Genomic DNA, 22,633 nt, shown 5'->3' on the forward strand with positions numbered 1-22,633 from the left:
TGGAACGATTCACCAAAAAAATTATAAGTGTGACCCAATTAATTAATCACTTGATTAAATAGTGAGTAATTAATCTTCTACTGTTACGTCTGTTTATCTCTATAATTAATCGGATGATTAATTATAGAGATGGATTTTTGCCATGACGGCACGAAAAGCGGGGCGGCCTCAGCAGAACTTAGATGTTCGACAGTTATTGATTGAGCATGCTCGCGATCTGTTTGTTGTTCAGCCATACGACAAGGTCTCGACACGCCTGATCGCTGAGCGTGCGGGTGTGAACATTGCGATGATCCGTTATTACTTTGGCAGTAAGGCTGGGTTATTTGAGGCGATGCTACGTGAAACCCTACGACCGATGCAGCTACAAATGCAGAAGTTAGTTGAAGAGAGCAGTCATGAAAACTTTCTCGATTTAATGCGGACTTACTACAAAGAGATGGTCAAGGTGCCCAAGTTTCCTCGCTTGATTGCCCAAGTGATGAATATGCCTCCCTCGGAAGTGCAAAGAGAGTTGCTCGAAAAGGTTTTCCTCGATGTGGCGAAGCCAGCCCAAGATGTCATTTTTGAAAAGTTGGTGGCACAAGGTGTCTTGAGAAAAGAGATGGATCCCAAGCTCTGTCGCGTGTCGTATATAAGCTTGATGGTATTTCCATTCATTGCACCGCCCCCTCTATTAGCAATCCATGGTATTGAGATTAATGAAGAATTTCTTAACCGTTTAATCGAACACAACATTCAATTGATGACAGAAGGCTTTATAAACACGCCTAGCCCTTCTTCCGTGCAGGACCAAAGATAATGAAAATAAATAAAAAACTACTCTTCTTTCCGGCACTTGCGGTTGGTGTCATTGGCCTTGTGGTTGCGATTAATTTGAAGCCGGATCTTCCAACCAAGCCTGCGGGTGATAGAGCTCGCTTAGTTGACACAGTAAGCCTAGAGCAACAACTGATAGCACCGTTAGCGGTTGGTTTTGGCAAAGTGGTGCCGAAAGTCGAATGGAAAGCGATTGCAGAGGTGACAGGCCAAATAGTGTATCGACATCCAGATCTTGAAAAAGGCCTGGTGATCCCCGCGGGAACGGTCGTGCTCAAGGTTGATCCATTGGATTATGAATTAAAACTGATACAAGCAGAGGCGGATCTAAAATCAAGCCAAACCTCATTAGCGAAATTGAATCAAGAAGAAGATAACCTCAATCAGACTCTTAAGATCGAAAAGAATCGTTTGGTGATCAGCAATAAAGAGCTACAGCGTAAACAAGATCTGCGTAAGAAAGGTCTCACTTCTCAGTCTGATGTCGACCTGCAACAACAAAGTGCATTGTCTCAGCAGAAATTGGTATTAGATATTGCGAACCAAATTGCGTTAATGCCAGATGAAAAGCGTGTCGCGGAGGCGGTGATTAAGGTCAACGTGTCTAAGGTAAAAGAGGCGCAGCGCTCTCTCGATAAGACCACTATCACTTTGCCAAGGGCAATGCGAATTGCTCAGGTTGATATCGAACAAAATCAAGTGGTTAATCTTCAACAAGAGATGTTTATTGCTCACGGAATTAATGTCATGGAAGTGGAGGCGCAACTTTCTATTCACGATATGCAAACTTTAGCCTCCAGTTTCAACCAGTTCCCTCGCGATGCTGCAGGGATCCCTAATCCTTATGAAGCGCCAATCAAAGCGACGATTCAACTTAACAGCGGCAACCTGAAGCTGAGTTGGCCTGCGAAGGTGGCAAGAATCAGTGAGACGGTTGATGAAAACCAAGCGACAGCCGGAATTATTCTTGAGATCGCTCAAGACTATTCACAACTGCAGCCAAGCAATGCGACCCCTTTGGTCAACGGTATGTTTGTAAAAGCTGAGATTGAAGGTGTCGCGAATCTAAGTTGGGTGGTTCCAGAGCGAGCACTGCACGGTGATAAGGTTTACCTGATGGATGACAATCAGCGCTTGCAAGTGGTGAGTGTTGAAGTGCTTTATCGCAGAGATAACCAAGTGGTTGTGAGTGGCGAGCTACAAACGGGAGATAAATTGGTTCTTAATGACGTCCTGCCAGCTATCGAAGGCATGTTACTGAAAGAGTCGAACTCTACAGAGGTTAAGCTTGAATCTGATACTCAGGAGAGTGCGTCATGATCAAGTTCTTTTCTAGGCACCCAACAGCTGCAAACTTGTTGATGCTTGGGTTATTGATCATGGGTATCAGCTCATTATCAACCATCAAGCGTGAAACCTTCCCCGCTTATGATCCGCCTTACATTATGGCTGCCATCGTGTATCCCGGAGCATCACCACAAGAAGTGGAAGAAAGCTTGTGTGTACGAATGGAAGATGCAGTAGACGGCTTAGCTAACATTGAAGAGACTCAGTGTGAAGCGATCGAAGGTAGCGCACGTCTAATCCTGAAGTTGAATGAGAAAGCGGATATCGGCCGAATGCTGGTGGATGTACAAACTCAAATCAACTCGATCAATGATTTCCCGACTGAGATTGAATCGCCTGTTGTTCAAGAATTGGATTGGAATGAACCGGTTGTTGATATCGCCATCACAGCAGAAACGTCGTGGCCAGAGCTTAAGGCCTACGCTGAAGACCTCAAACGTATCATGAAGCTTGATTATGATGTTTCACTGGTCGATGTTAGCGGTTTCTCTGATCATCAATACCGTGTTGAACTGGATACCCAAGCCATTCGTCAGCTGGGTTTGAGCGTCGGTGATATTGCGGATCAGATTGGCCGTCAAAATGTAAAACTGCCGAGCGGTAACGTTGAAACACCAGACAAGAACTTTCTGATTCGTTTCGACGAGAGACGTATTACACCGGTTGAACTGGAAAGTATCGTGGTTGGTTCTGCGCCTAATGGATCAGTGATCCGTCTGAGGGACATTGCAAAAATAACCGACCGCTTTGAGCTTGATGAACAGAAGGTGTTGTTTGATGGCAAGCCATCGGCTCTGTTGAAAATCAGTAAAAACAAAGAAGATGATGCGCTACGAATCAAAGAGAACGTGACGCGTTTCGTTGAAGATCAGAGCGCGATTGCCCCTGATGGCGTGACGCTACAAATGACCAACGATCTCTCCTCTGTGCTGTGGGATCGCCTTACCATGATGGTTCGCAATGGCTGGCAAGGTATTGTGTTGGTATTTGCCACCATGTGGCTGTTCTTCAGCTTACGCTATTCATTCTGGGTTGCAGCTGGCTTACCTGTTGCCTTCCTTGGTGGCTTGTTCTTAATGGCCAACCTGGGTTTGTCGATCAACATTATGTCGTTGGTCGGACTATTGATGGCAATCGGTATTATGATGGATGACGCCATTGTGATCGCCGAATCGATAGCGTCCCATTTAGATAGGGGGCAAAACGTTGATGATGCGGTGTACAACGGCGTTAAGAAAGTGCTGCCCGGAGTCTTATCTTCTTTTTTAACTACGGTGTGTATTTTCGGTAGCTTGCTGTTTCTTGATGGTGAGATGGGCGCGGTGCTTAAGGCCGTTCCTCAAGTCTTGATTTTGGTGCTGTCGTTGAGCTTGATTGAAGCCTTCTTGATCCTACCTAATCACCTATCTCATTCATTACACAAAGAAAAGAATGACAAGCCAGCGCTGCGTTTTAAGGTTGTGTTACTTGAGAAGTTCGAGAACTTTCGTAATACCACTTTGATGAACATGGTTGAGAAAGTCGTGACGTTCCGTTATGCCTTTATGGGCGGAGTGATTACGTTGTTGTTGCTTTCGGTCGCCTTGATTGCTGGTGGCGTTGTTAAGTTTCAACCTTTCCCTGAGCTGGATGGTGATATTGCCGAAGCGCGTATTATTCTTCCGCCGGGCGCATCACTGTCTCAAACCGAGAAAGTGGTCGACAAAATTGTCGCGTCGGCTGAGCGCTTGAACAAGCAATGGAGCGAAGAGGTTGAAGAAGGCAATACACTGGTCGAACACATAACTAGCCAATTCAATGCCAACGCCGATGCCAATGAATCTGGCCCGCACTTAGCCACAGTGCGCTTAGATTTACGCGGAGCAGAGAGCCGTAACACAGTTATCGATGACTTCATTGATGCGTGGCGTGAAGATATTGGCGACTTAGCGGATCCTATTTCATTAGTGTTCAAGCAACCTACCATGGGGCCAGGCGGTCGTGCTATTGAAATCCGTGCTAAACATGATGACCTGAGCGCGTTGAAATCTGCTTCTTTGGATATTCAGGAGTACCTTAATCAATTTGATGGCGTGCATGGTGTGCTTGATGACATGCGCATGGGTAAAGAAGAGATTTTAGTCAAGCTGCGCCCTGGAGCCGAAACCTACAATGTGAATGGGCAGATGATTGCATCTCAGTTACGAGCGGCTTTCTTTGGGCAAACGGCGGATGAGATTCAAATCGGCGTTGAAAATATCTCGATTGAAGTGCGTCTAGATAAGGAGCAAGCGGGCGACATACAGCAGCTGGCTAACTTCCCAATCATTACCGCAGATGGCAGTCAGATCCCGCTAGCAACGTTGGCGACATTAGATTTCCAGCGTAACTACGTGCGAATTCAGCGTATTGATGGGCTGAGAACCATCAGTATCTTTGGTGATATTGATAATAAGAAAGCGAGTTCATCCGCGATTTTGGCTCAGTTCCAAAAAGATGAAGCCGCCAAACTTATTCAGAAGTACCCGGGTTTACGCTTTGATTTCGAAGGGGAGGCCAAGGATGCAGCCAAGACGGGCGCTTCGATGGGCAAAGGGTTCTTGCTCGGCTTATTCGGCGTGTTTGCGATTCTTAGCTATCAGTTCAGAAGCTACTTAGAACCTGTGGTCGTGATGTTAGCGATTCCACTCGCCTTTATTGGAGTGGTCGTTGGTCACTGGATACTTGGCCATTCTTTGAGTATGCCAAGTATGATGGGCTTTGTGTCGCTTGCCGGTATTGTGGTTAATGATTCCATCTTGTTGGTGCAGTACATTCGTCACCATGTCGATGAGGGAGATAGTGTGCATGACTCGGTGGTGAAAGCCAGTCGTGAGCGTTTCCGAGCGGTATTCTTGACCTCAATGACGACAGCGGCAGGTTTGCTACCGCTGTTGACGGAAACCAGCTTACAGGCTCAGGTTATCCAGCCATTGGTTATTTCGATCGTGTTTGGCATATTTGCCTCGACCTTACTGGTGCTGTTTATGATCCCAGCGGCCTACGCGATATTGGCGGATTTCGGTTTGGTGAAAAAGCATGAGCCATTAGCGCTATAGCCTTTAACACTGAATTATTTGCTAGCTCTATTATCATTAGCGAACGCTATAACCATTAACACGATAGAAGTAGTGTTTGCTTGCTTATATAAAGAAGTAAACACATAGATGAATAAAGCGGCCTTGGGCCGCTTTATTTTTATCGGTCGCTTCAATTGCTATCCTGACTTGGTCCATTGACCTGCCTATCAAGCATGGGAAATTTCATTTTAGTTCATTCAAAACGTCACTTAACTGTCATTTGTTGAGCATAACTTGAGCCTTAACTGAATAAGGATTGTTAAGGAGATCGTATGCGTACTATCGAACCTATTGTCCGCTGGGATGTGGCATTTTCTGTTTTCTGTTTAAACAACCGCTATGGCGGGCAACATGCAACGCTCAGTAAAGCCGTGTCTCATACTGGAGATGGACACCTTTATGTTTTGATTGCCTTGATTGCACTGCTGGCCGATAGCAACACCGGTCGAGACTTTCTATTGGTGGGCTTAACCGCCTTCGCAATCGAGTTACCTATTTACTGGTTTGCCAAAAACACCCTCAAGCGACGCAGACCAGCTGAATTCTCTTCACTGCTTCACTCTCATATTGTGCCATCCGATAAATACAGCCTGCCTTCAGGGCATTCCGCTGCTGCTTTTGTTATGGCGACCTTAATTGGACATTTCTATCCGAGCTTGTACCTCTTTAGCTTGGTGTGGGCAACTGCGATTGCAGGCTCTCGAATCCTGCTCGGAGTGCACTTTTTAACGGATGTATTGATTGGCGCAGCCTTGGGCATCGCTTGTACTAGCCTCGCTATCAGCTTCATTCTGTAATTATTTTGTTGGCAACCACTGCCGAGTTTAAGTGGCAAACTTAAAGGAACATGCATGAAAATTTTATATGGCGTACAAGGCACAGGGAATGGGCACATCGCTCGAGCGAGAGCAATGGCCGTCGCTTTTCGTCAGCAAAATATTGATGTCGACTTTCTGTTCTCAGGGCGAGACGAGAGCAAATACTTCTCGATGGAAGCGTTTGGCAACTATCAGACTCGCAGCGGCTTAACTTTTTACAGCGAGCAGGGGCAGGTTAAATACGGCAAAACATTCATGAAGAACAACATCTGGCGATTTCTCCGTGAGATTAACCAGATCGATCTTACGCCTTATGACTTAGTGATTAATGATTTTGAGCCTGTGACGGCATGGGCGGCTAAGAGACAAGGTGTGCCATGCATTGGGATAAGCCATCAGAATGCATTTCGTTATGATGTACCCAAAGAAGGAGGGAACTGGATTGAACATTCAGTGATTCAACATTTCGCCCCAACCGAGCACTCTATTGGCTTACACTGGTATCACTTTGAACAGCCGATACTTCCACCTATTGTTCATACGCCTATCGCTCCCACGCTAGTTGGTGAGCAACAAACCAAAACAGCACAAGACTTTACGTTGGTCTATTTGCCATTTGAGGATCTTGAGTCGATCTCAGAGCTGCTGATGAAGTTTATTTCTCACAACTTTGTCTGTTACCACCCGGATGTGATTGAGCATAGCCGAGTTGAAAATATTGAGTTCAAACCACTCAGTCATGCGGGCTTTCAATTCGACCTCAATCAGTGCTCTGGTGTAGTCGCAAATGGCGGCTTTGAATTGCCATCTGAAGCCCTCACTTTGGGGAAGAAATTGCTTCTCAAACCACTCGAAGGGCAGTTCGAACAACAGAGCAATGTGGCGACGCTAGAGGCTCTTGGATTAGCTCAAACCATGACCTTTTTAGATGCGGCAATCTTGCGTGCTTGGCTCAGTGAAAAACAGGCCGAAGTGGTCACCTATCCAGACGTGGCAAGTGCACTCGTTGAGTGGGTATTAGCAGGGAATTGGTCTAATCAAGATGATTTAAGAAAGCAACTTTGGGACAAGGTCGACTTTCCAAGTTATGCATCGCTCACCTAACTCATAAGTACTATTTCTGAATTGACTGGTTGAACAATTCACGAGTTCAATAAATTGTAACAAATGTAACCAAACGATAGAACAGCTAAATAAGTCGAAAGGAAACTCATAAGTGACGCGTTTTATGTTTTTTTATAACTATATAAACAATTGATTTTTATGTGTTATTTAATCATTAAGGTAAAATAAAATTATTCTTTATCAATCTTGTTGGTAGCTCGAGATGTAGTGGTTAATAGTAATGTCAATCCGAAAAACATCGGTCTGATAAATATAAGAATTAGTGGTTATCTATTCTCATACCATTACCAATTTAACGCTGTCGAACCGACAAGAGGCAACTTGAATGTTAGATAAAAAAGACGCAATGAGTGCTATTGCAAGCTACAGAATGGAAAGCACACTTCGTGGAGTCGACTTAAATCTTTTAACTGTATTTGATGCAGTTATGCAAGAGCAAAACATTACACGTGCAGCTCACAATCTGGGTATGTCTCAGCCTGCTGTAAGTAACGCTGTTGCTCGTCTAAAAGTGATGTTTAACGACGAACTATTCATGCGTCAAGGTCGTGGTATTCAACCGACTCAACGTGCTCGTCAGTTGTTTGGTCCAATCCGCCAAGCGCTACAATTAGTACGCAACGAACTACCAAGTTCTGTGTTCTCTCCAGAGTCGTCTTCTCGCCTGTTCAAACTAGCGATTTGCAGCCCTTGTGACATGCGTTTTGCTCCTAAGATTATGTCGACAATCAACGACCAAGCACCGAGCGTTAAACTGCACATGGATGCTGAATTCGATCGTCAACTTTCTGAGCGTATGCGCTACCAAGAAATCGACTTCGTTATTGATTACGCTCGTTTTGATGAGCAAGGCTTCTCAAGCACTGAAATCTTCCAAGACGAATTAGTTGTGGTTGCTTCTGCTTCTCACCCACGTATCAACGGTGAAGTTTCTGCGGCAGAGCTGCTTAATGAAAAGCACGCGAAACTGTCTCGCATCCACGGTCAACGTAGCTTCTCTGAGCAAGCTTACCGTGACCTAGATTGCACGCCTTTCTACGAAGGTACGAGCTTGAGCAACGTTCTTTACGTTGTAGGCCAATCTGAACTAGTAACAATTGCTCCTCGTTGGATGGTAGAACATGCAGCAAACAAAGAGCAGCTTCAGATTCTAGATTTCCCATTCGATAATGCGGCGATTTCTGGCTTCCTAAGCTGGCACGAATCAAGTGAAAAGGATAAAGGACACATTTGGTTACGAGATCAGTTAATGATGATCTGTGGCGAAGTAGTGGCACTTAACTAGACACTAATCCCTATGATTTATAAGCCCTAAGCTAGGAGTCTGGCTTGGGGCTTTTTTATGCGCGCTATTTTAGTAGGTAGAAAACTTAGCGTTAGACGTACTATTACTGATAACTTTGAGCTTCATCAGTTGCCTTTTCCATGATCAGAGGTACACTTGTGCGCTCAAAAAAGCTTACAGGTGTAAGCCAAAGGTAAAGAGATGGCCAATTTAGATTTTCATATCGTAAAAAGACTTCGTGACCAAATTGCCCAAGGCGGCAACCGTACAGCTTTGAAGCACAAAGTAGACAATGTATGGCAAGGCATTAGCTGGGAACAGTTTGGACAACAAATCGATACGCTTTCATTAGCACTGTTGGCTCAAGGACTGAGAGTTCAGGATAAGATCGGTATCTATTCGAACAATATGCCTCAATGGACCGTGGCAGATTTTGCATCGTTACAAGCACGCCTTGTGACTGTGCCGATTTATCCAACGAACACAGCAGCACAGTCTTCTTACATCATCCAAAATGCAGATGTGAAGATCTTATTCGTTGGTGAGCAAGTTCAATTCGATGCGGCGGTTAGCCTGTTTGAAGAGTGCGAACAGCTAGAAGTTGTTGTGGCTATGTCTGATGACATCGACCTACAAGGACACAGCTTTGCCGTCTCTTGGAATGACTTCATGACGCGTGGCGTTGAAGCACAACAAGCTGAACTTGACGTGCGTCTTGCTGATGCAAGCATGGACGACCTACTAACTCTTATCTATACCTCTGGTACTACAGGTCAGCCAAAAGGCGTAATGCTTGATTACACCAACATTGGCTACCAGTTAGAAGGCCACGATGAGCGCCTTAGCTTAAGCAAAGACGATGTCTCATTGTGTTTCCTACCGTTATCACACGTATTTGAGCGTGCTTGGACGTTCTATGTCCTTTATAAAGGCGCAACCAACTGCTATCTGCAAGACACGATGCAAGTACGTGATGCGCTAAGTGATGTGAAACCTACCGTAATGTGTGCGGTTCCACGCTTCTATGAGAAGATTTTCTCTGCGATTCACGAGAAGGTATCTAAAGCACCATTTATTCGTAAAGTGCTATTTACTTGGGCGGTGAACATGGGAGCAAAGCTTTCAGTTTGTCACCAAGAAGGTCGTACTCCATCGTTGATGCTGAAGAAGAGCCATGCGCTAGCTGATAAGCTGGTGCTATCTAAACTGCGTGCTCTACTCGGCGGTAACATCAACTTCATGCCATGTGGTGGCGCGAAGCTTGATGAGACGATTGGTCGCTTCTTCCATGCTATCGGCATCAACGTAAAACTTGGCTACGGTATGACAGAAACTACAGCAACAGTATCTTGTTGGGATGACCGCTGTTTTAACCCAGATTCGATTGGTATGTCGATGCCGGGCGCAGAAGTGAAAATTGGTGCGAAGGACGAGATTCTTGTTCGTGGTCCAATGGTGATGCGTGGCTACTACAAGATGCCAGAAGAGACGGCTAAGACATTCGATGAGCACGGTTTCTTGAAAACCGGTGATGCGGGTCATTTTGATGAAAATGGTAACCTGTTCATTACTGATCGTATCAAAGAGCTGATGAAAACCTCTGGTGGTAAGTATATTGCACCGCAAGTGGTTGAAGGCGCGATTGGTAAAGATCACTTTATCGAACAGATTGCTGTTATCGCTGATACGCGCAAATTCGTTTCTGCGCTGATTGTTCCTTGTTATGACTCGCTAGAAGAGTATGCCAAAGAGCTTAATATCAAGTATCACGATCGCGTTGAACTTGTTAAGCATCACCAAATCGTCGAGATGCTAGAAAAGCGTGTGAATGACCTACAGCAAGAACTGGCTAAGTTTGAGCAAGTGAAGAAATTCAAACTGCTACCAAAAGCATTTTCTATGGATGATGGTGAACTGACACCAACTCAGAAATTGCGTCGTAAAGTTATCAACGATAAGTATCAAGACGAAATCGAAGAAATGTACAACGAAAAGCCTAAAGATAAGTAGTTTTCTGCTTAGATAAATTTTCAGTTGTTTAAAAATCCCCCTACGAATGTGATTGCATTTTTAGGGGGATTTTTTGTATCTAATGACACAGCATAATGTGCGAAAGCGCACACCAGTAAGCTCGTGGTTTATCGATAAATAGCGATCTATTGAAATATTAAGTGCTTTTTTTTATCTGTCATCCAGTGTTTAAAACTAGTTGTTAAGGTTGGTTTGGGTTTTATTTGATGCTTTGAGCTAATAGTTGGTTTTTTGGCATAGTTGCCGAATAACAGGTGTTAGACCAGATGATAATAAAGCGTTAAAGTTGTTTCGTATTACTGTTTGTTGTTATCACGACAGACAGCCATAGCCGAAAAAGTGGAAGTATTTCGAATTAGGCTACGAATAAGCCCTAGACTATGAAAAACCAGCCCAACATGTTCACCAAATATGATTGGAAACTGGTGAGGAGAGCAATATGACAACAAAACCTGAAACAGCCATGTCATCCGGCGCTGAAATGTTATCCGGCGCTGAGATGGTGGTGCAGTCTCTAATTGAAGAGGGTGTAGAACAAATCTTTGGTTACCCAGGTGGTTCTGTACTTGATATCTATGATGCGCTGCATGCTAAAACTGCTGAAATTAAACATGTATTAGTACGACACGAACAAGCCGCTACCCACATGGCAGATGGCTATACTCGCTCTACCGGTAAACCGGGTGTAGTACTTGTGTGTTCTGGTCCAGGTGCGACCAATACCGTTACTGGTATTGCAACCGCCTACATGGACTCAATCCCAATGATTGTTATTTCTGGTAACGTACCAAATAACCTTATTGGTAATGACGCCTTCCAAGAGTGTGACATCGTGGGTGTATCACGCCCGATCGTTAAACACAGCTTCTTAGTTAAGAAAGCGGAAGATATTCCTGAAGTCGTTAAAAAAGCATTCTATATTTCAACGACAGGACGTCCCGGTCCTGTGGTTATTGATCTTCCGAAAGACATCTTAAACCCACAAATCAAGCTTCCTTATGAATACCCAGAAACGATCAAAATGCGTTCGTATAACCCAACGGTTACGGGTCATAAAGGTCAGATCAAAAAGGCACTAAAAGCCCTTCTTGAAGCGAAGAAGCCGGTACTTTATGTCGGTGGTGGTGCGGTTATTTCTGAGGCAGATAAGCCGCTGTTAAAATTAGCAGAGGCACTGAATTTACCTGTGGTAAGCACCCTAATGGGGCTTGGCGCTTTCCCTGGCACCCATAAGAACTCTTTGGGTATGTTGGGCATGCATGGTTTGTATGAAGCTAATATGGCGATGCACAATGCGGACTTGATCTTTGGTATTGGCGTACGTTTCGATGATCGAACGACCAATAACCTAGATAAGTACTGCCCTGATGCGAAGATCATGCACATTGATATCGACCCATCTTCGATCTCTAAGAACGTAAAAGTGGATCTGCCGATTGTAGGTTCTGCTGAAAAGGTTCTAGAGAGCATGGTGAACTTGCTCGTTGAGCAAGGCGGCACTAACGATGCAGAAGCGATTGAAAGCTGGTGGAGTGAAATCAAGCAGTGGCAAGAGCGTGATTGCCTAGCTTATGAGAAATCGTCTGAGCGCATTAAACCTCAACAAGTTATTGAAACACTGCATAAAGTAACCAATGGCGATGCCTATGTTGCTTCTGATGTAGGTCAACACCAAATGTTTGCTGCTTTGTACTACCCGTTTAACAAGCCACGTCGTTGGATTAACTCTGGTGGTCTAGGCACGATGGGCTTTGGTCTGCCAGCTGGTATGGGCGTTAAGTTTGCTAAGCCAGACGAAGAAGTGGTTGTGGTAACCGGTGACGGCAGTATTCAAATGAATATCCAAGAGCTGTCGACTGCGCTGCAATACAATATCCCGGTTAAGATTATTAACCTTAATAACCGTTTCCTCGGCATGGTAAAACAGTGGCAAGACATTGTTTATCAAGGCCGTTACTCTAACTCATATATGGACTCTGTTCCTGATTTTGCTGCTATCGCTGAGGCTTATGGCCACGTTGGTATGCGCATTTCATCTCCGGATGAACTGGAATCAGGTTTGGAAAAAGCACTAGCGATGAAAGACCGTTTGGTATTTGTCGATATTAGTGTGGATGACACCGAGCACGTATACCCAATGCAGATCAAAGGCGAGGGTATGGATAACATGTGGCTAAGCAAAACGGAGAGAACATAATATGAGACACATTATTTCACTACTAATGGAAAACCAACCTGGTGCGCTTTCTCGTGTGGTTGGCTTGTTTTCTCAGCGTGGCTACAACATCGAGTCTTTGAACGTATCTCCAACCGATGATCCGACGCTGTCTCGTTTGAACGTAACCACTAACTCGAGCGAAATGCAGCTTGAGCAGATCCAGAAACAGCTACATAAGCTAATCGACGTACTTAAAGTACAAGAAGTGTCTGAACTTGAGCACATTGAGCGTGAGCTGTTGATGGTTAAAGTACGTGCGAGCGGCTTTGCTCGTGCAGAAGTGAAGCGCACAGCAGATATCTTCCGTGGTCAGATCGTTGATGTCACGGCTTCTCAATATACGGTTCAAATGGCGGGTACGAGCGAGAAACTGGATGCCTTCATTCAGGCACTGTCTGAAGTGACGGAAGTGCTTGAAGTAGCTCGAAGTGGTGTTGTTGGCATCGCACGAGGCGAACGTGCGTTGAAAGCCTAGACGATAAGTCTTTAAAAAATAACTTTAAAGCCGCTTTTTTAAGCGGCTTTTATTTTGTTAATTTTTTAGAGTGCTATAATCCCGCGCTGCACTTCCATTCATCTGAGTTAGCAATGCGAAATAAAAAATCAATAATTACATTGCTGATTATCTCTATCATATTGTCTTCTGCAGTATGTCTGTATTATTTGCAGCGTTACAAAGAAGTAAAACAGCAGAGTTTTGACTACTCAGCTAAGCAAGCTGTTCATCAGTTGGTGTATGCCAAGCGAGATTATGATTTTCTCAAGACTCAGTTAGTCTCGGTAATGGAGCTACTTAGTCATAGCCAGAGCTTGGTTAACTTTGCTTCTTCTCCCTCAGACCAAACTAAACATCTACTTGAAGAGGTCTGGCAATCTGTTCTCGTGAACCAGAAGTGGTATACACAAATTCATCTGTTAGATGTCACTGGCAAAGAATTGGTGCGTGTTAACTATTCCTCTGATACCGGTAGGGTGACGTTACCCCAGCAACTGCAAGATAGGTCGGATTCTAACTACTTCCAATACGCTCAAAAACTAGAAGCCGAACAGATTGGCGGTTGGGGTATTGAGCTTGAAACGGAGCATGGTGAAGTCACCTTCCCTTATTCGCCGGTAATTCGTGTTTTTACCCCTGTAGAAACCCCTGACAAAAGAGTAGGCTATCTTGTTATCAATCTCGATGTATGGGGCCTATCGTCGCGTCTTAGTTTTTCACCAGATAACGATCTTAGAGCAGAAGTTCTCAATGAAGCGGGCTACTTCATCGCGAGTAACAACAGCGGTAAGTTGTTCGGAGACTCTATTCCTGAAAGAAAAGGCTACAACCTGAAAAATATCGCGCCGAAGACGTGGGATGCGATCTCCAATGATCAGGTGGGATACGTTTTTGAAGATGGTAATTTGTTTGCCTTTAACACGGTTATGCTCGCGAACAGTCAAAAGGTCCATTTACTGATTCAACTTAATCAAAAGCAACTGATGGATCGGGCTGAGCGTGATCTAGGTGATTTGGCCCATGAAGAGATCATTGTTCTGATTACGGTGCTGATATTAGCTTTCCCGTTTGCTTACCTGGTGACGCACTACCGACGCCGAAGCCTAGAGAGTAAATTGGCACGCGCCGCATTGAATGGTATGTCGGCAGTGATGATCTCTGATAAGCAGCACCGCACAATGATGATCAACAACGAATTTGAGAACATGACTGGGTACTGCAAAAAACAGGTGATCGGTCAGAATGCATTGCAACTGTTGCTTGAGAATACCGACCAAGTGCTCTCAAGTTCGGCTATTTGGAGTCATTTAGAGCAAGAAGAAGTATGGGAAGGGGAAGTTCAGTGTAAGAACAAGCTGCGTATTCCTTTTACTGCGATCATGCGAGTGCATGCGGTCAAAAACAATTCGGGTAAAGTCAGTTACTACATCACCTCGTTGGTTGATATTTCCGTAAGGAAGGAGCTAGAGGTGCGTTTGAGGATCTTAAGTGAACGTGACTCTTTGAGTAACCTCTGGAACCGACGAAAATTCGAAGAGCAGCTGGCTTATTATTCTCGCTTGGTTGAGCGTTACCCGAACGAAGCGACCACTTGCTTAGCCTTAGTCGACATCGATAACTTCAAGCGAATCAATGATGAACTTGGCCACGACGAAGGTGACCGTGTGATCGCTGGTGTTGCTAAGCTTCTGCAAGATAGCCTTCGTGGGACGGACTTTGTTGCACGTGTCGGAGGAGAAGAGTTTGCACTCTTGATGCCACACACCTCATTGCCGGAAGCAAAACGCGTATTGGATCGCTTACGAATCGAGATTGAACTAGCGGCCGGAACTAAGGTAACAGTGAGTGTTGGCTTTACGGATTTAACCAGTAACAGCACTCGCTCATACAAGTGTGCGGATGTTGCGCTTTACGAATCTAAATCGTCTGGCCGTAATACGGTCTCTATGTGTCCTAGCTATGATGATGTCGCTTAGGTTCGCTTCTATCTAGTCCTGCCTTCTATTTGCTTCACCTCTTCAAGTCGCGCCCCGACTCCTTTTTCCTTTCCCTCTTTTTATTAGGAATCTCACTTTTGAGCGACCTGTGTCACAAAATCTATACAGTTAGACTAAAGTCTAATGTTGGTGGAAATTTGAGCTAAAATGAACGGTAAGTAAACTACTTTGCTTCAGATTACATCGTGTAAAACGATGTAATAAATAGAGTGTTTACCAGATGTAAAAGGATGACACCGTTAACTTAATTCAGCTGGTTAGCTAGCCTTATTAATAACTTGAAAGGCAGCAGTAGAATTAGGTTAGCTGGAGCAAGAGTTTGGGGATCATACAGTCTGGTTAAAAGAGGCGTGGTATGTTTGTCGATTTTTTAGTGAGGTTAACCATAGGCACATTAGCCATTCTTGGCTTTCAGCTTAGTGCATTGTATTTTTTACCTATGGTTGTGCTGCTCAATACTCACCACAAGGAGTTTTTTGGGTGGTAGTTCAGTCGTGGTACTGGAGACAAAAAAACGGAGCCGTTGGGCTCCGTTTTTATTTGGTTAGAATCTATCTTGGCATCATGCCGCTTCGATAACTTCTTCAATTCGTTTCATTGAACCTAGTAAGTGTTGATCAAGTAGTTCTGTTGCTTGTTCTACATTCTTAGAGAGTACTAGTTTCATGATCATTTCATGCTCATCAATATTGAACAGATCATCAGATGCGCTTTCTGCAGACATAGCGAGGAAGCGGTAACGTTTCACTTGGTTAATTAGGTCATCAAAGAACTTAAACATGTTCTCTGAGTCTGCACCTTCAAGCAGTGCGACATGGAATTGCTGGTGGCGCTCTTCCCATTCAACACAGTCAAACTCTTCAGATACGTACTGTACTCGCGACAGTTTATGGTAAGACGTTAATACATCCAGTTCCCAGCTCTCATCACCCGCTGAAATCGCTTTTTTAAGCAGAACCGATGATACAACACGAAGGCTTTCGTATAGGTCATTCAGTTCTTTCTTTGATACAGGAGATACCCAACAGCCTTTTTGTGGCTCTAGCTTTACGTATTTGCTCCAAGATAACTGTACCAAGGCTTCGCGAATAGGTGATGCGCCGACGTTGTAGCGTGCTTTTAGATCTGCAACAACGAGCTTTTGGCCTGGGGTTAACTCACCATTAAGAATATCTTGGCGAATCATCTTTGATACTTTGTCAGTGAGCGTAGGACTAGACATTACAAACCTCATCTATATATGATTTCTAGTCTGCTAATCCGTCTCTTAGAAAGAGCCAATTGGAAGTTAACAGTACGTAGTTCTATTGTGATTGATAATACAGCGTACTGAAAAGTTAGGCAAGATTTTGTTTCATAAAAAAAGAGGGCCGAAGCCCTCTTTTATATTTTATGCGAATCGGTTCATTCTTATAGAACGTGAACAGATGCCGTGTTTGTAGTACCAGAAGCTACTAGAGCACCAGAAACCATAACTACGATATCACCTTTGTTACCTAGGCCAGATTGTAGAGCGATTTCTTTACCGTTGATGTAGAACGCGTCTGTGTTCTCGATAGAGTCAACAAGAACTGGCTTAACACCTTTAGTAAGAACTAGCTGTGCAGCTGTCTTTTCGTTAGTTGTTAGAGCTAGGATGTTTGCAGTTGGGAAGTACTTACGTACTGAACGTGCAGACTTACCGCCTTCAGTTGCAACAACGATTAGAGGAGCAGCTAGCTTCTCAGCTGTGTCTACAGCGCCTTTACATACTGCTTCAGTGATGCGTAGACGTGGGCTGTCTAGACGAGAACCTAGCTCAGCTTTAAGAGCTGAATCAGTACGGTTCGCGATTTGAGCCATGATAGTAACAGCTTCAACTGGGTACTTACCTTTAGCAGTTTCACCAGAAAGCATTACTGCATCAGTACCATCCATGATTGCGTTCGCAACGTCACCCGCTTCAGCACGAGTTGGACGTGGGTTGCTGATCATAGAGTCAAGCATTTGAGTTGCAGTGATAACCATCTTACGTGCACGGTTACACTTCTCGATCATCATCTTCTGAGCGAAGATTACTTCTTCAGCTGGGATTTCAACACCTAGGTCACCACGAGCAACCATGATGCCGTCAGAAGCTTCAAGGATTGAATCGAAGTTATCTACACCTTCTTGGTTTTCAATCTTAGAAATGATGTGGATGTTCTCGCCGCCGTTAGCGTTTAGAAGCTCACGGATTTCTTTAACGTCTTCTTCTTTACGGATGAAAGAAGCAGCAACGAAATCTACGCCTTGCTCACAACCAAACTTAAGGTCAGCTTTGTCTTTCTCAGAAAGAGCTGGAAGTTGAACAGAAACGCCAGGAAGGTTAACACCTTTGTTTTCGCCTAGAGCACCGTTGTTAAGAACTTTACACTTAACTTCAGTTTCTGTTGTTACGATAACTTCCATTTCGATTAGGCCGTCATCAACAAGGATAGTGTTACCCGCTGTTAGGTCTTTAGCGAAACCTAGGTAAGTTACTGCTACTACGTCTTTGTTACCAACAACTGTTGCGTCAGTTGTGAAAGTGAACTCTTGACCAGCTACTAGATCTACGTCGTTACCATCTTCAAGTTTGATAGTACGGATTTCTGGACCTTTAGTATCTAGAAGGATAGCAAGTTGCTCACCTTTGTTTTCCATTACTTTACGGAAGTTCGCGATACGAGTGCCGTGCTCTGCGAAATCACCGTGAGAGAAGTTAAGACGCATAACGTTCATGCCAGCATCTACTAGTTCAGTTAGCTTCTCTACAGATTCAGTTTTAGGGCCAATCGTACATACGATTTTGGTCTTTTTCATGGAAGGTACTCTCCGGTAAGTATTGTTACAATTTGAAATTTATTTAAGTTCTGAAGATTGGTTCGCTACATCAACATTTTGTGCCTGTTGTGTAAAAGCGCGGGACTTCCAATATGTCCTTCAGAGTTGTAAGTCTTTCATCAATTTTAGTCATTTTATGACTAAAAGATTTTGATTCAATATCGGTTTTATGTGACTTACCCCACTATATAGGGGGTGAGTTGCAAAAAAATAACAGTCAGTTTTGTAATTTTTTTTCTTTTCGGGTGCGGATTCTACCACCTAATGAGTTCAATATCACTGCTTAACAATTGTCTTAGGACAAGGTTTTATCGCTATTTATTAATTTTTTGGATCGAAATAAATGGACTAAATAGTTTCGTTGTAACTATAATATGTTTCACATCGAAACTTAATGGCCTTTTTTAAATGTCGAAACGAAACACCCAGCTCAGAAGACATGCAATTTCTAACCTAGTGAATGAAAAGGGGGAGGTTAGTGTTGATGAATTATCCGCTAAGTTCGAAACCTCAGAGGTCACTATTAGAAAGGACTTGGCGTCTTTAGAGAAAAACGGTCAGCTTTTACGCCGTTATGGTGGTGCGATTTCGTTACCGAAAGAGGTTGTCAACGAAGAACTGGGTCAAAAAGTTTCGACTCGAAAGGTTTCATTGGCAAAAGCCGCTGCAGATTTAATTCGCGACCATAACCGTATCGTGATCGATAGTGGCAGTACTACTGGTGCCCTAATTCAGCAGCTAAATGCTAAGCGTGGCTTGGTTGTGATGACCAACTCATTGCACGTCGCTAATGCGCTTAATGAGCTTGAAAGCGAGCCGACGTTATTAATGACTGGCGGCACTTGGGATACCCATTCGGACTCTTTCCAAGGCAAAGTCGCAGAGTCGGTGCTCCGCGCTTACGATTTTGACCAACTATTTATCGGGGCAGATGGTATCGACCTTGATAGAGGCACAACTACGTTTAACGAACTGGTTGGCCTGAGCAAAGTAATGGCTGAAGTGTCACGAGAAGTGATCGTGATGGTTGAGTCGGAAAAAGTGGGACGAAAGATCCCGAACTTAGAGCTGGCATGGGAACACATTGACATCTTAATTACCGATACAGACTTGGGCGAAGAATCTAAAGCAAGTATCGAATCACATGATGTTCGCGTGATCCTGACTGATCCAGCGTAAAAACAAATTAAAATATTATGCATTTACCTTCCTATAATTGATCTTAATAAAGATATGGCCTTTGCTTGCTGCCAATAGGAATAAAAAAATTGATGGAGTGAAACTATGTGTGGAATTGTTGGTGCAGTAGCACAGCGTGATGTAGCTGAAATTTTAGTAGAAGGCCTTCGTCGCCTAGAATACCGTGGCTACGATTCAGCAGGTGTCGCTGTAGTCGATACTGAATCTAACCTAACTCGTGTGCGCCGCCTTGGTAAAGTACAAGAGCTAGCAGACGCAGTCGATCAGCAACATGTGATTGGCGGTACTGGTATCGCTCATACACGTTGGGCGACGCACGGTGAACCATCTGAAGCGAATGCACACCCACATATGTCTGGTGATATTGCAGTTGTACACAACGGCATTATCGAAAATCACGAAGCACTGCGTGCTCTTCTTCAAGAGCGTGGTTATGTGTTTACTTCACAAACGGATACTGAAGTTATCGCTCACTTAGTTGAATGGGAACTTCGCACTTCTGATTCATTGGTTGAAGCGCTTCAAAAGACAGCGAAACAATTAGTCGGTGCATACGGCACGGTGGCGGTTGATCGTAAAGATCCTAGCCGTATTGTAGTTGCTCGTTCAGGTAGCCCAATCGTTATCGGTTTTGGTGTCGGTGAGAATTTCCTAGCCTCTGACCAACTTGCACTATTAAGCGTAACTCGTCGTTTCATGTACCTAGAAGAAGGTGATGTTGCTGAGGTTACTCGTCGTGATGTAACGGTATTTGATGTAGCGGGTGAGCGTGTTGAACGTGACATCGTTGAATCAAACGCAGAGCACGATGCTGGTGATAAAGGTCAATACCGTCACTTCATGCAGAAAGAGATCTTTGAACAGCCAACAGCGTTAATCAACACGATGGAAGGTCGCATCTCTGAAACGTCTGTTATCACTAATGCAATTGGTGTTAAGGCAGAAGAGATCCTAAGCAAGGTTGAACACGTGCAGATCATCGCATGTGGTACGTCTTACAACTCAGGTATGGCGGCTCGCTACTGGTTTGAATCTCTAGCTGGCGTGAGTTGTGACGTAGAGATCGCTTCTGAGTTCCGTTACCGTGACTTCGTTGTTCGCCCGAACAGCCTTTTAGTGACTCTGTCTCAGTCTGGTGAAACGGCTGATACGCTTGCTGCACTTCGTCTTGCAAAAGAGAAGGGTTACATGTCAGCAATGACCATCTGTAACGTAGCAGGTTCTTCGCTTGTTCGTGAGTCTGATTTTGCCTTTATGACTCGCGCAGGAACGGAGATCGGTGTTGCTTCTACTAAAGCCTTCACAACACAGCTAGCGGCTATGCTGATGATGGTAACGTCAATTGGTCGTCTACAAGGTCGTATCAATGAAGAGAAAGAAGCGGAAATCGTTCAAGCACTTCACCAACTGCCTGCTGATATCGAGAAAGCATTAGCGTTTGATAAAGAGATCGAAGCACTGGCACCTGATTTTGCTGATAAGCACCACACACTGTTCTTGGGTCGTGGTGAGTTCTACCCAATCGCGATGGAAGCATCTCTTAAACTGAAAGAGATCTCTTACATCCACGCAGAAGCCTACGCGGCTGGTGAGCTTAAGCACGGTCCTTTGGCTCTTATCGATGCAGATATGCCAGTTGTCGTTATTGCACCAAGTAACGACTTGCTAGAGAAGCTGAAATCAAATGTTGAAGAAGTCCGTGCTCGTGGCGGTCTGCTGTATGTATTTGCAGATGAAGCTGCTGGTTTCGAAAGCGATGAGAACATGAAGATCATCAAGATGCCTCATGTAAGTGAAGTAACTGCATCTATCTACTACACAGTACCAATGCAGCTGCTGTCTTACCATGTTGCGTTGATCAAAGGTACCGACGTTGACCAACCTCGTAACCTTGCGAAAGCAGTAACGGTTGAGTAATCGTTAGCCCATCTAAGAAAATTAGATAATAAGAAGCCCATCCTGTGATGGGCTTTTTTTGTGTCTGTTAATTAACGATCAGTGTTAGAGCTAGCGGTAGCGTCATTAAGCGCTAAGTGCTTGCTCTAGGTCAGCCAAGATATCGTCAATATGCTCAATGCCTACTGAGAGGCGAATCATCTCTGGTGATACACCAGCTTGCTTTTGTTCCGCTTCGCTTAATTGACGGTGTGTTGTAGAGGCAGGGTGACAAGCGAGAGACTTGGCATCGCCGATGTTCACCAAGCGCTTGAAGATTTGTAGAGCATCATAGAAACGAACACCTGCTTCATAACCATCTTTCAAGCCAAAAGATAAAATGGCAGACGGCTTACCTTGCATGTATTTCTCAGCCAGCGGATAGAACTCAGACGTTGGTAAACCCGCGTAGCTCACCCAACTCACTTTCTCATGTTGCTGAAGGTACTCAGCTACTTTCAGTGCATTCTCTGTGTGTCGCTCCATGCGTAGCGATAAAGTTTCTAGACCTTGCATTAGCATGAAGGCATTCATTGGCGACAGCGCAGCACCTGTATTACGCAGGGGAACCGTTCTAGCTCGACCAATAAATGCAGCCTCACCAAAGGCTTCGGTATAAACCACACCATGGTAAGAAGGCTCTGGCTGATTAAACACAGGGAAGCGATCTTTGTGTTCTGTCCATGGGAATTTACCTGAGTCGACAATCACGCCACCTAAGGTTGTACCGTGACCACCAACGTACTTGGTGAGTGAGTGAACCACGATGTCAGCGCCAAAATCGATAGGCTTGCAAAGCACTGGTGTCGCTACTGTGTTATCGACAATCACAGGTACACCTTTGGCGTGAGCAAGTTCTGCGACACGCTCTAAGTCGATAATATTACCTGCTGGGTTACCGATACTTTCACAGTAAACCGCCTTGGTTTTCTCATCGATAAGCGCCGCTAAGCTTTCTGGTTTGTCATCTTTAGCAAAGCGAACTTCGATCCCTTGGTTTGGTAGCATGTGAGCAAATAGGGTGTACGTGCCGCCGTAAAGTTGAGGTGTCGAGACGATGTTGTCACCGATCTGTGCCAACGTCTGAATCGCGTAATTAATCGCGGCACTGCCCGCACTTACGACCAGGCCTGCAATACCACCTTCTAAGGCAGCCATGCGTTTTTCTAACACATCATTGGTTGGGTTCATTATGCGAGTGTAGATATTGCCGGGCACTGCAAGGTTAAAGAGGTCGGCGCCGTGTTGTGCATCATCGAATTCATACGCGACGGTTTGATAGATAGGTGTTGCGACCGATTTGGTAGTTGGATCGGTTTCGTAGCCGAAGTGAATCGAGAGCGTTTCGTCTTTCATGTGTCTTCCCTGAACAATTGAGTGATTTGTGTACATTCATATTGCCGATTTTTCCATAAAAGAA

At 44.5% G+C, this 22,633-nt stretch carries 15 protein-coding genes; 12 read left to right on the plus strand and 3 right to left on the minus strand.

The window, feature by feature from the left end:
• Nucleotides 1-142 precede the first annotated feature (142 nt).
• From AC3CH3_RS02065 to AC3CH3_RS02110, 10 genes are all read left to right on the plus strand, one after another.
• Nucleotides 143-802 (plus strand): TetR/AcrR family transcriptional regulator, encoded by a 660-nt coding sequence (locus AC3CH3_RS02065; RefSeq protein ID WP_065207192.1) that lies wholly within the window; start codon nt 143-145, stop codon nt 800-802.
• Nucleotides 802-2,139, plus strand: coding sequence for an efflux RND transporter periplasmic adaptor subunit (locus AC3CH3_RS02070; RefSeq protein ID WP_488537638.1), 1,338 nt, complete (start codon nt 802-804; stop codon nt 2,137-2,139). Before AC3CH3_RS02065 ends, AC3CH3_RS02070 begins: the two co-directional genes overlap by 1 nt.
• Nucleotides 2,136-5,243, plus strand: coding sequence for an efflux RND transporter permease subunit (locus AC3CH3_RS02075; protein ID WP_488537639.1), 3,108 nt, complete (start codon nt 2,136-2,138; stop codon nt 5,241-5,243). The genes AC3CH3_RS02070 and AC3CH3_RS02075 overlap by 4 nt, the downstream gene beginning before the upstream one ends.
• A 293-nt stretch (nt 5,244-5,536) precedes the next feature.
• Nucleotides 5,537-6,061: a phosphatase PAP2 family protein gene (locus AC3CH3_RS02080; protein WP_017068816.1), complete on the plus strand. Its 525-nt coding sequence runs from the start codon at nt 5,537-5,539 to the stop codon at nt 6,059-6,061.
• A gap of 54 nt (nt 6,062-6,115) precedes the next feature.
• On the plus strand, nt 6,116-7,186 hold the full coding sequence (locus AC3CH3_RS02085) for an MJ1255/VC2487 family glycosyltransferase (protein ID WP_488537640.1): 1,071 nt from the start codon (nt 6,116-6,118) through the stop codon (nt 7,184-7,186).
• Between the two features lie 346 nt (nt 7,187-7,532).
• Nucleotides 7,533-8,492, plus strand: coding sequence for a transcriptional regulator LeuO (gene leuO / locus AC3CH3_RS02090; protein ID WP_019826889.1), 960 nt, complete (start codon nt 7,533-7,535; stop codon nt 8,490-8,492).
• Between the two features lie 201 nt (nt 8,493-8,693).
• Nucleotides 8,694-10,502: an AMP-dependent synthetase/ligase gene (locus AC3CH3_RS02095; RefSeq protein WP_019826888.1), complete on the plus strand. Its 1,809-nt coding sequence runs from the start codon at nt 8,694-8,696 to the stop codon at nt 10,500-10,502.
• Nucleotides 10,503-10,962: 460 nt separating this feature from the next.
• Nucleotides 10,963-12,720 (plus strand): acetolactate synthase 3 large subunit, encoded by a 1,758-nt coding sequence (locus AC3CH3_RS02100; RefSeq protein ID WP_019826887.1) that lies wholly within the window; start codon nt 10,963-10,965, stop codon nt 12,718-12,720.
• A 1-nt stretch (nt 12,721) separates the two neighbouring features.
• The gene (gene ilvN, locus AC3CH3_RS02105) at nt 12,722-13,216 is read left to right on the plus strand and encodes an acetolactate synthase small subunit (RefSeq protein ID WP_008219984.1); all 495 of its coding nucleotides are present in this window, start codon (nt 12,722-12,724) and stop codon (nt 13,214-13,216) included.
• A 113-nt stretch (nt 13,217-13,329) separates the two neighbouring features.
• Nucleotides 13,330-15,213 (plus strand): sensor domain-containing diguanylate cyclase, encoded by a 1,884-nt coding sequence (locus AC3CH3_RS02110; RefSeq protein WP_488537641.1) that lies wholly within the window; start codon nt 13,330-13,332, stop codon nt 15,211-15,213.
• Between the two features lie 583 nt (nt 15,214-15,796).
• Here AC3CH3_RS02110 and AC3CH3_RS02115 read toward each other — a convergent pair.
• Together AC3CH3_RS02115 and pykF are read right to left on the minus strand one after the other, a co-directional pair.
• Nucleotides 15,797-16,420 (minus strand): GntR family transcriptional regulator, encoded by a 624-nt coding sequence (locus tag AC3CH3_RS02115; protein WP_029405749.1) that lies wholly within the window; start codon nt 16,418-16,420, stop codon nt 15,797-15,799.
• Between the two features lie 224 nt (nt 16,421-16,644).
• Nucleotides 16,645-18,057 (minus strand): pyruvate kinase PykF, encoded by a 1,413-nt coding sequence (pykF, locus tag AC3CH3_RS02120; protein WP_488537642.1) that lies wholly within the window; start codon nt 18,055-18,057, stop codon nt 16,645-16,647.
• A gap of 429 nt (nt 18,058-18,486) precedes the next feature.
• Between pykF and AC3CH3_RS02125 the strand changes: the two genes are divergently transcribed.
• Both AC3CH3_RS02125 and glmS read left to right on the plus strand, forming a co-directional pair.
• Nucleotides 18,487-19,257, plus strand: coding sequence for a DeoR/GlpR family DNA-binding transcription regulator (locus tag AC3CH3_RS02125; protein WP_081230481.1), 771 nt, complete (start codon nt 18,487-18,489; stop codon nt 19,255-19,257).
• A 105-nt stretch (nt 19,258-19,362) separates the two neighbouring features.
• Entirely contained in the window at nt 19,363-21,195 is a 1,833-nt protein-coding gene (glmS, locus tag AC3CH3_RS02130; protein ID WP_488537643.1) for a glutamine--fructose-6-phosphate transaminase (isomerizing), read from the plus strand.
• Nucleotides 21,196-21,300: 105 nt separating this feature from the next.
• Here glmS and AC3CH3_RS02135 read toward each other — a convergent pair whose 3' ends face one another.
• Nucleotides 21,301-22,569 carry an O-acetylhomoserine aminocarboxypropyltransferase/cysteine synthase family protein gene (locus AC3CH3_RS02135; RefSeq protein WP_488537644.1) on the minus strand — a complete coding sequence of 423 codons (1,269 nt, stop codon included), beginning with the start codon at nt 22,567-22,569 and terminating at the stop codon, nt 21,301-21,303.
• Between the last annotated feature and the right edge of the window lie 64 nt (nt 22,570-22,633).

The organism is Vibrio sp. QJM3NY_35 (genome assembly GCF_057785915.1).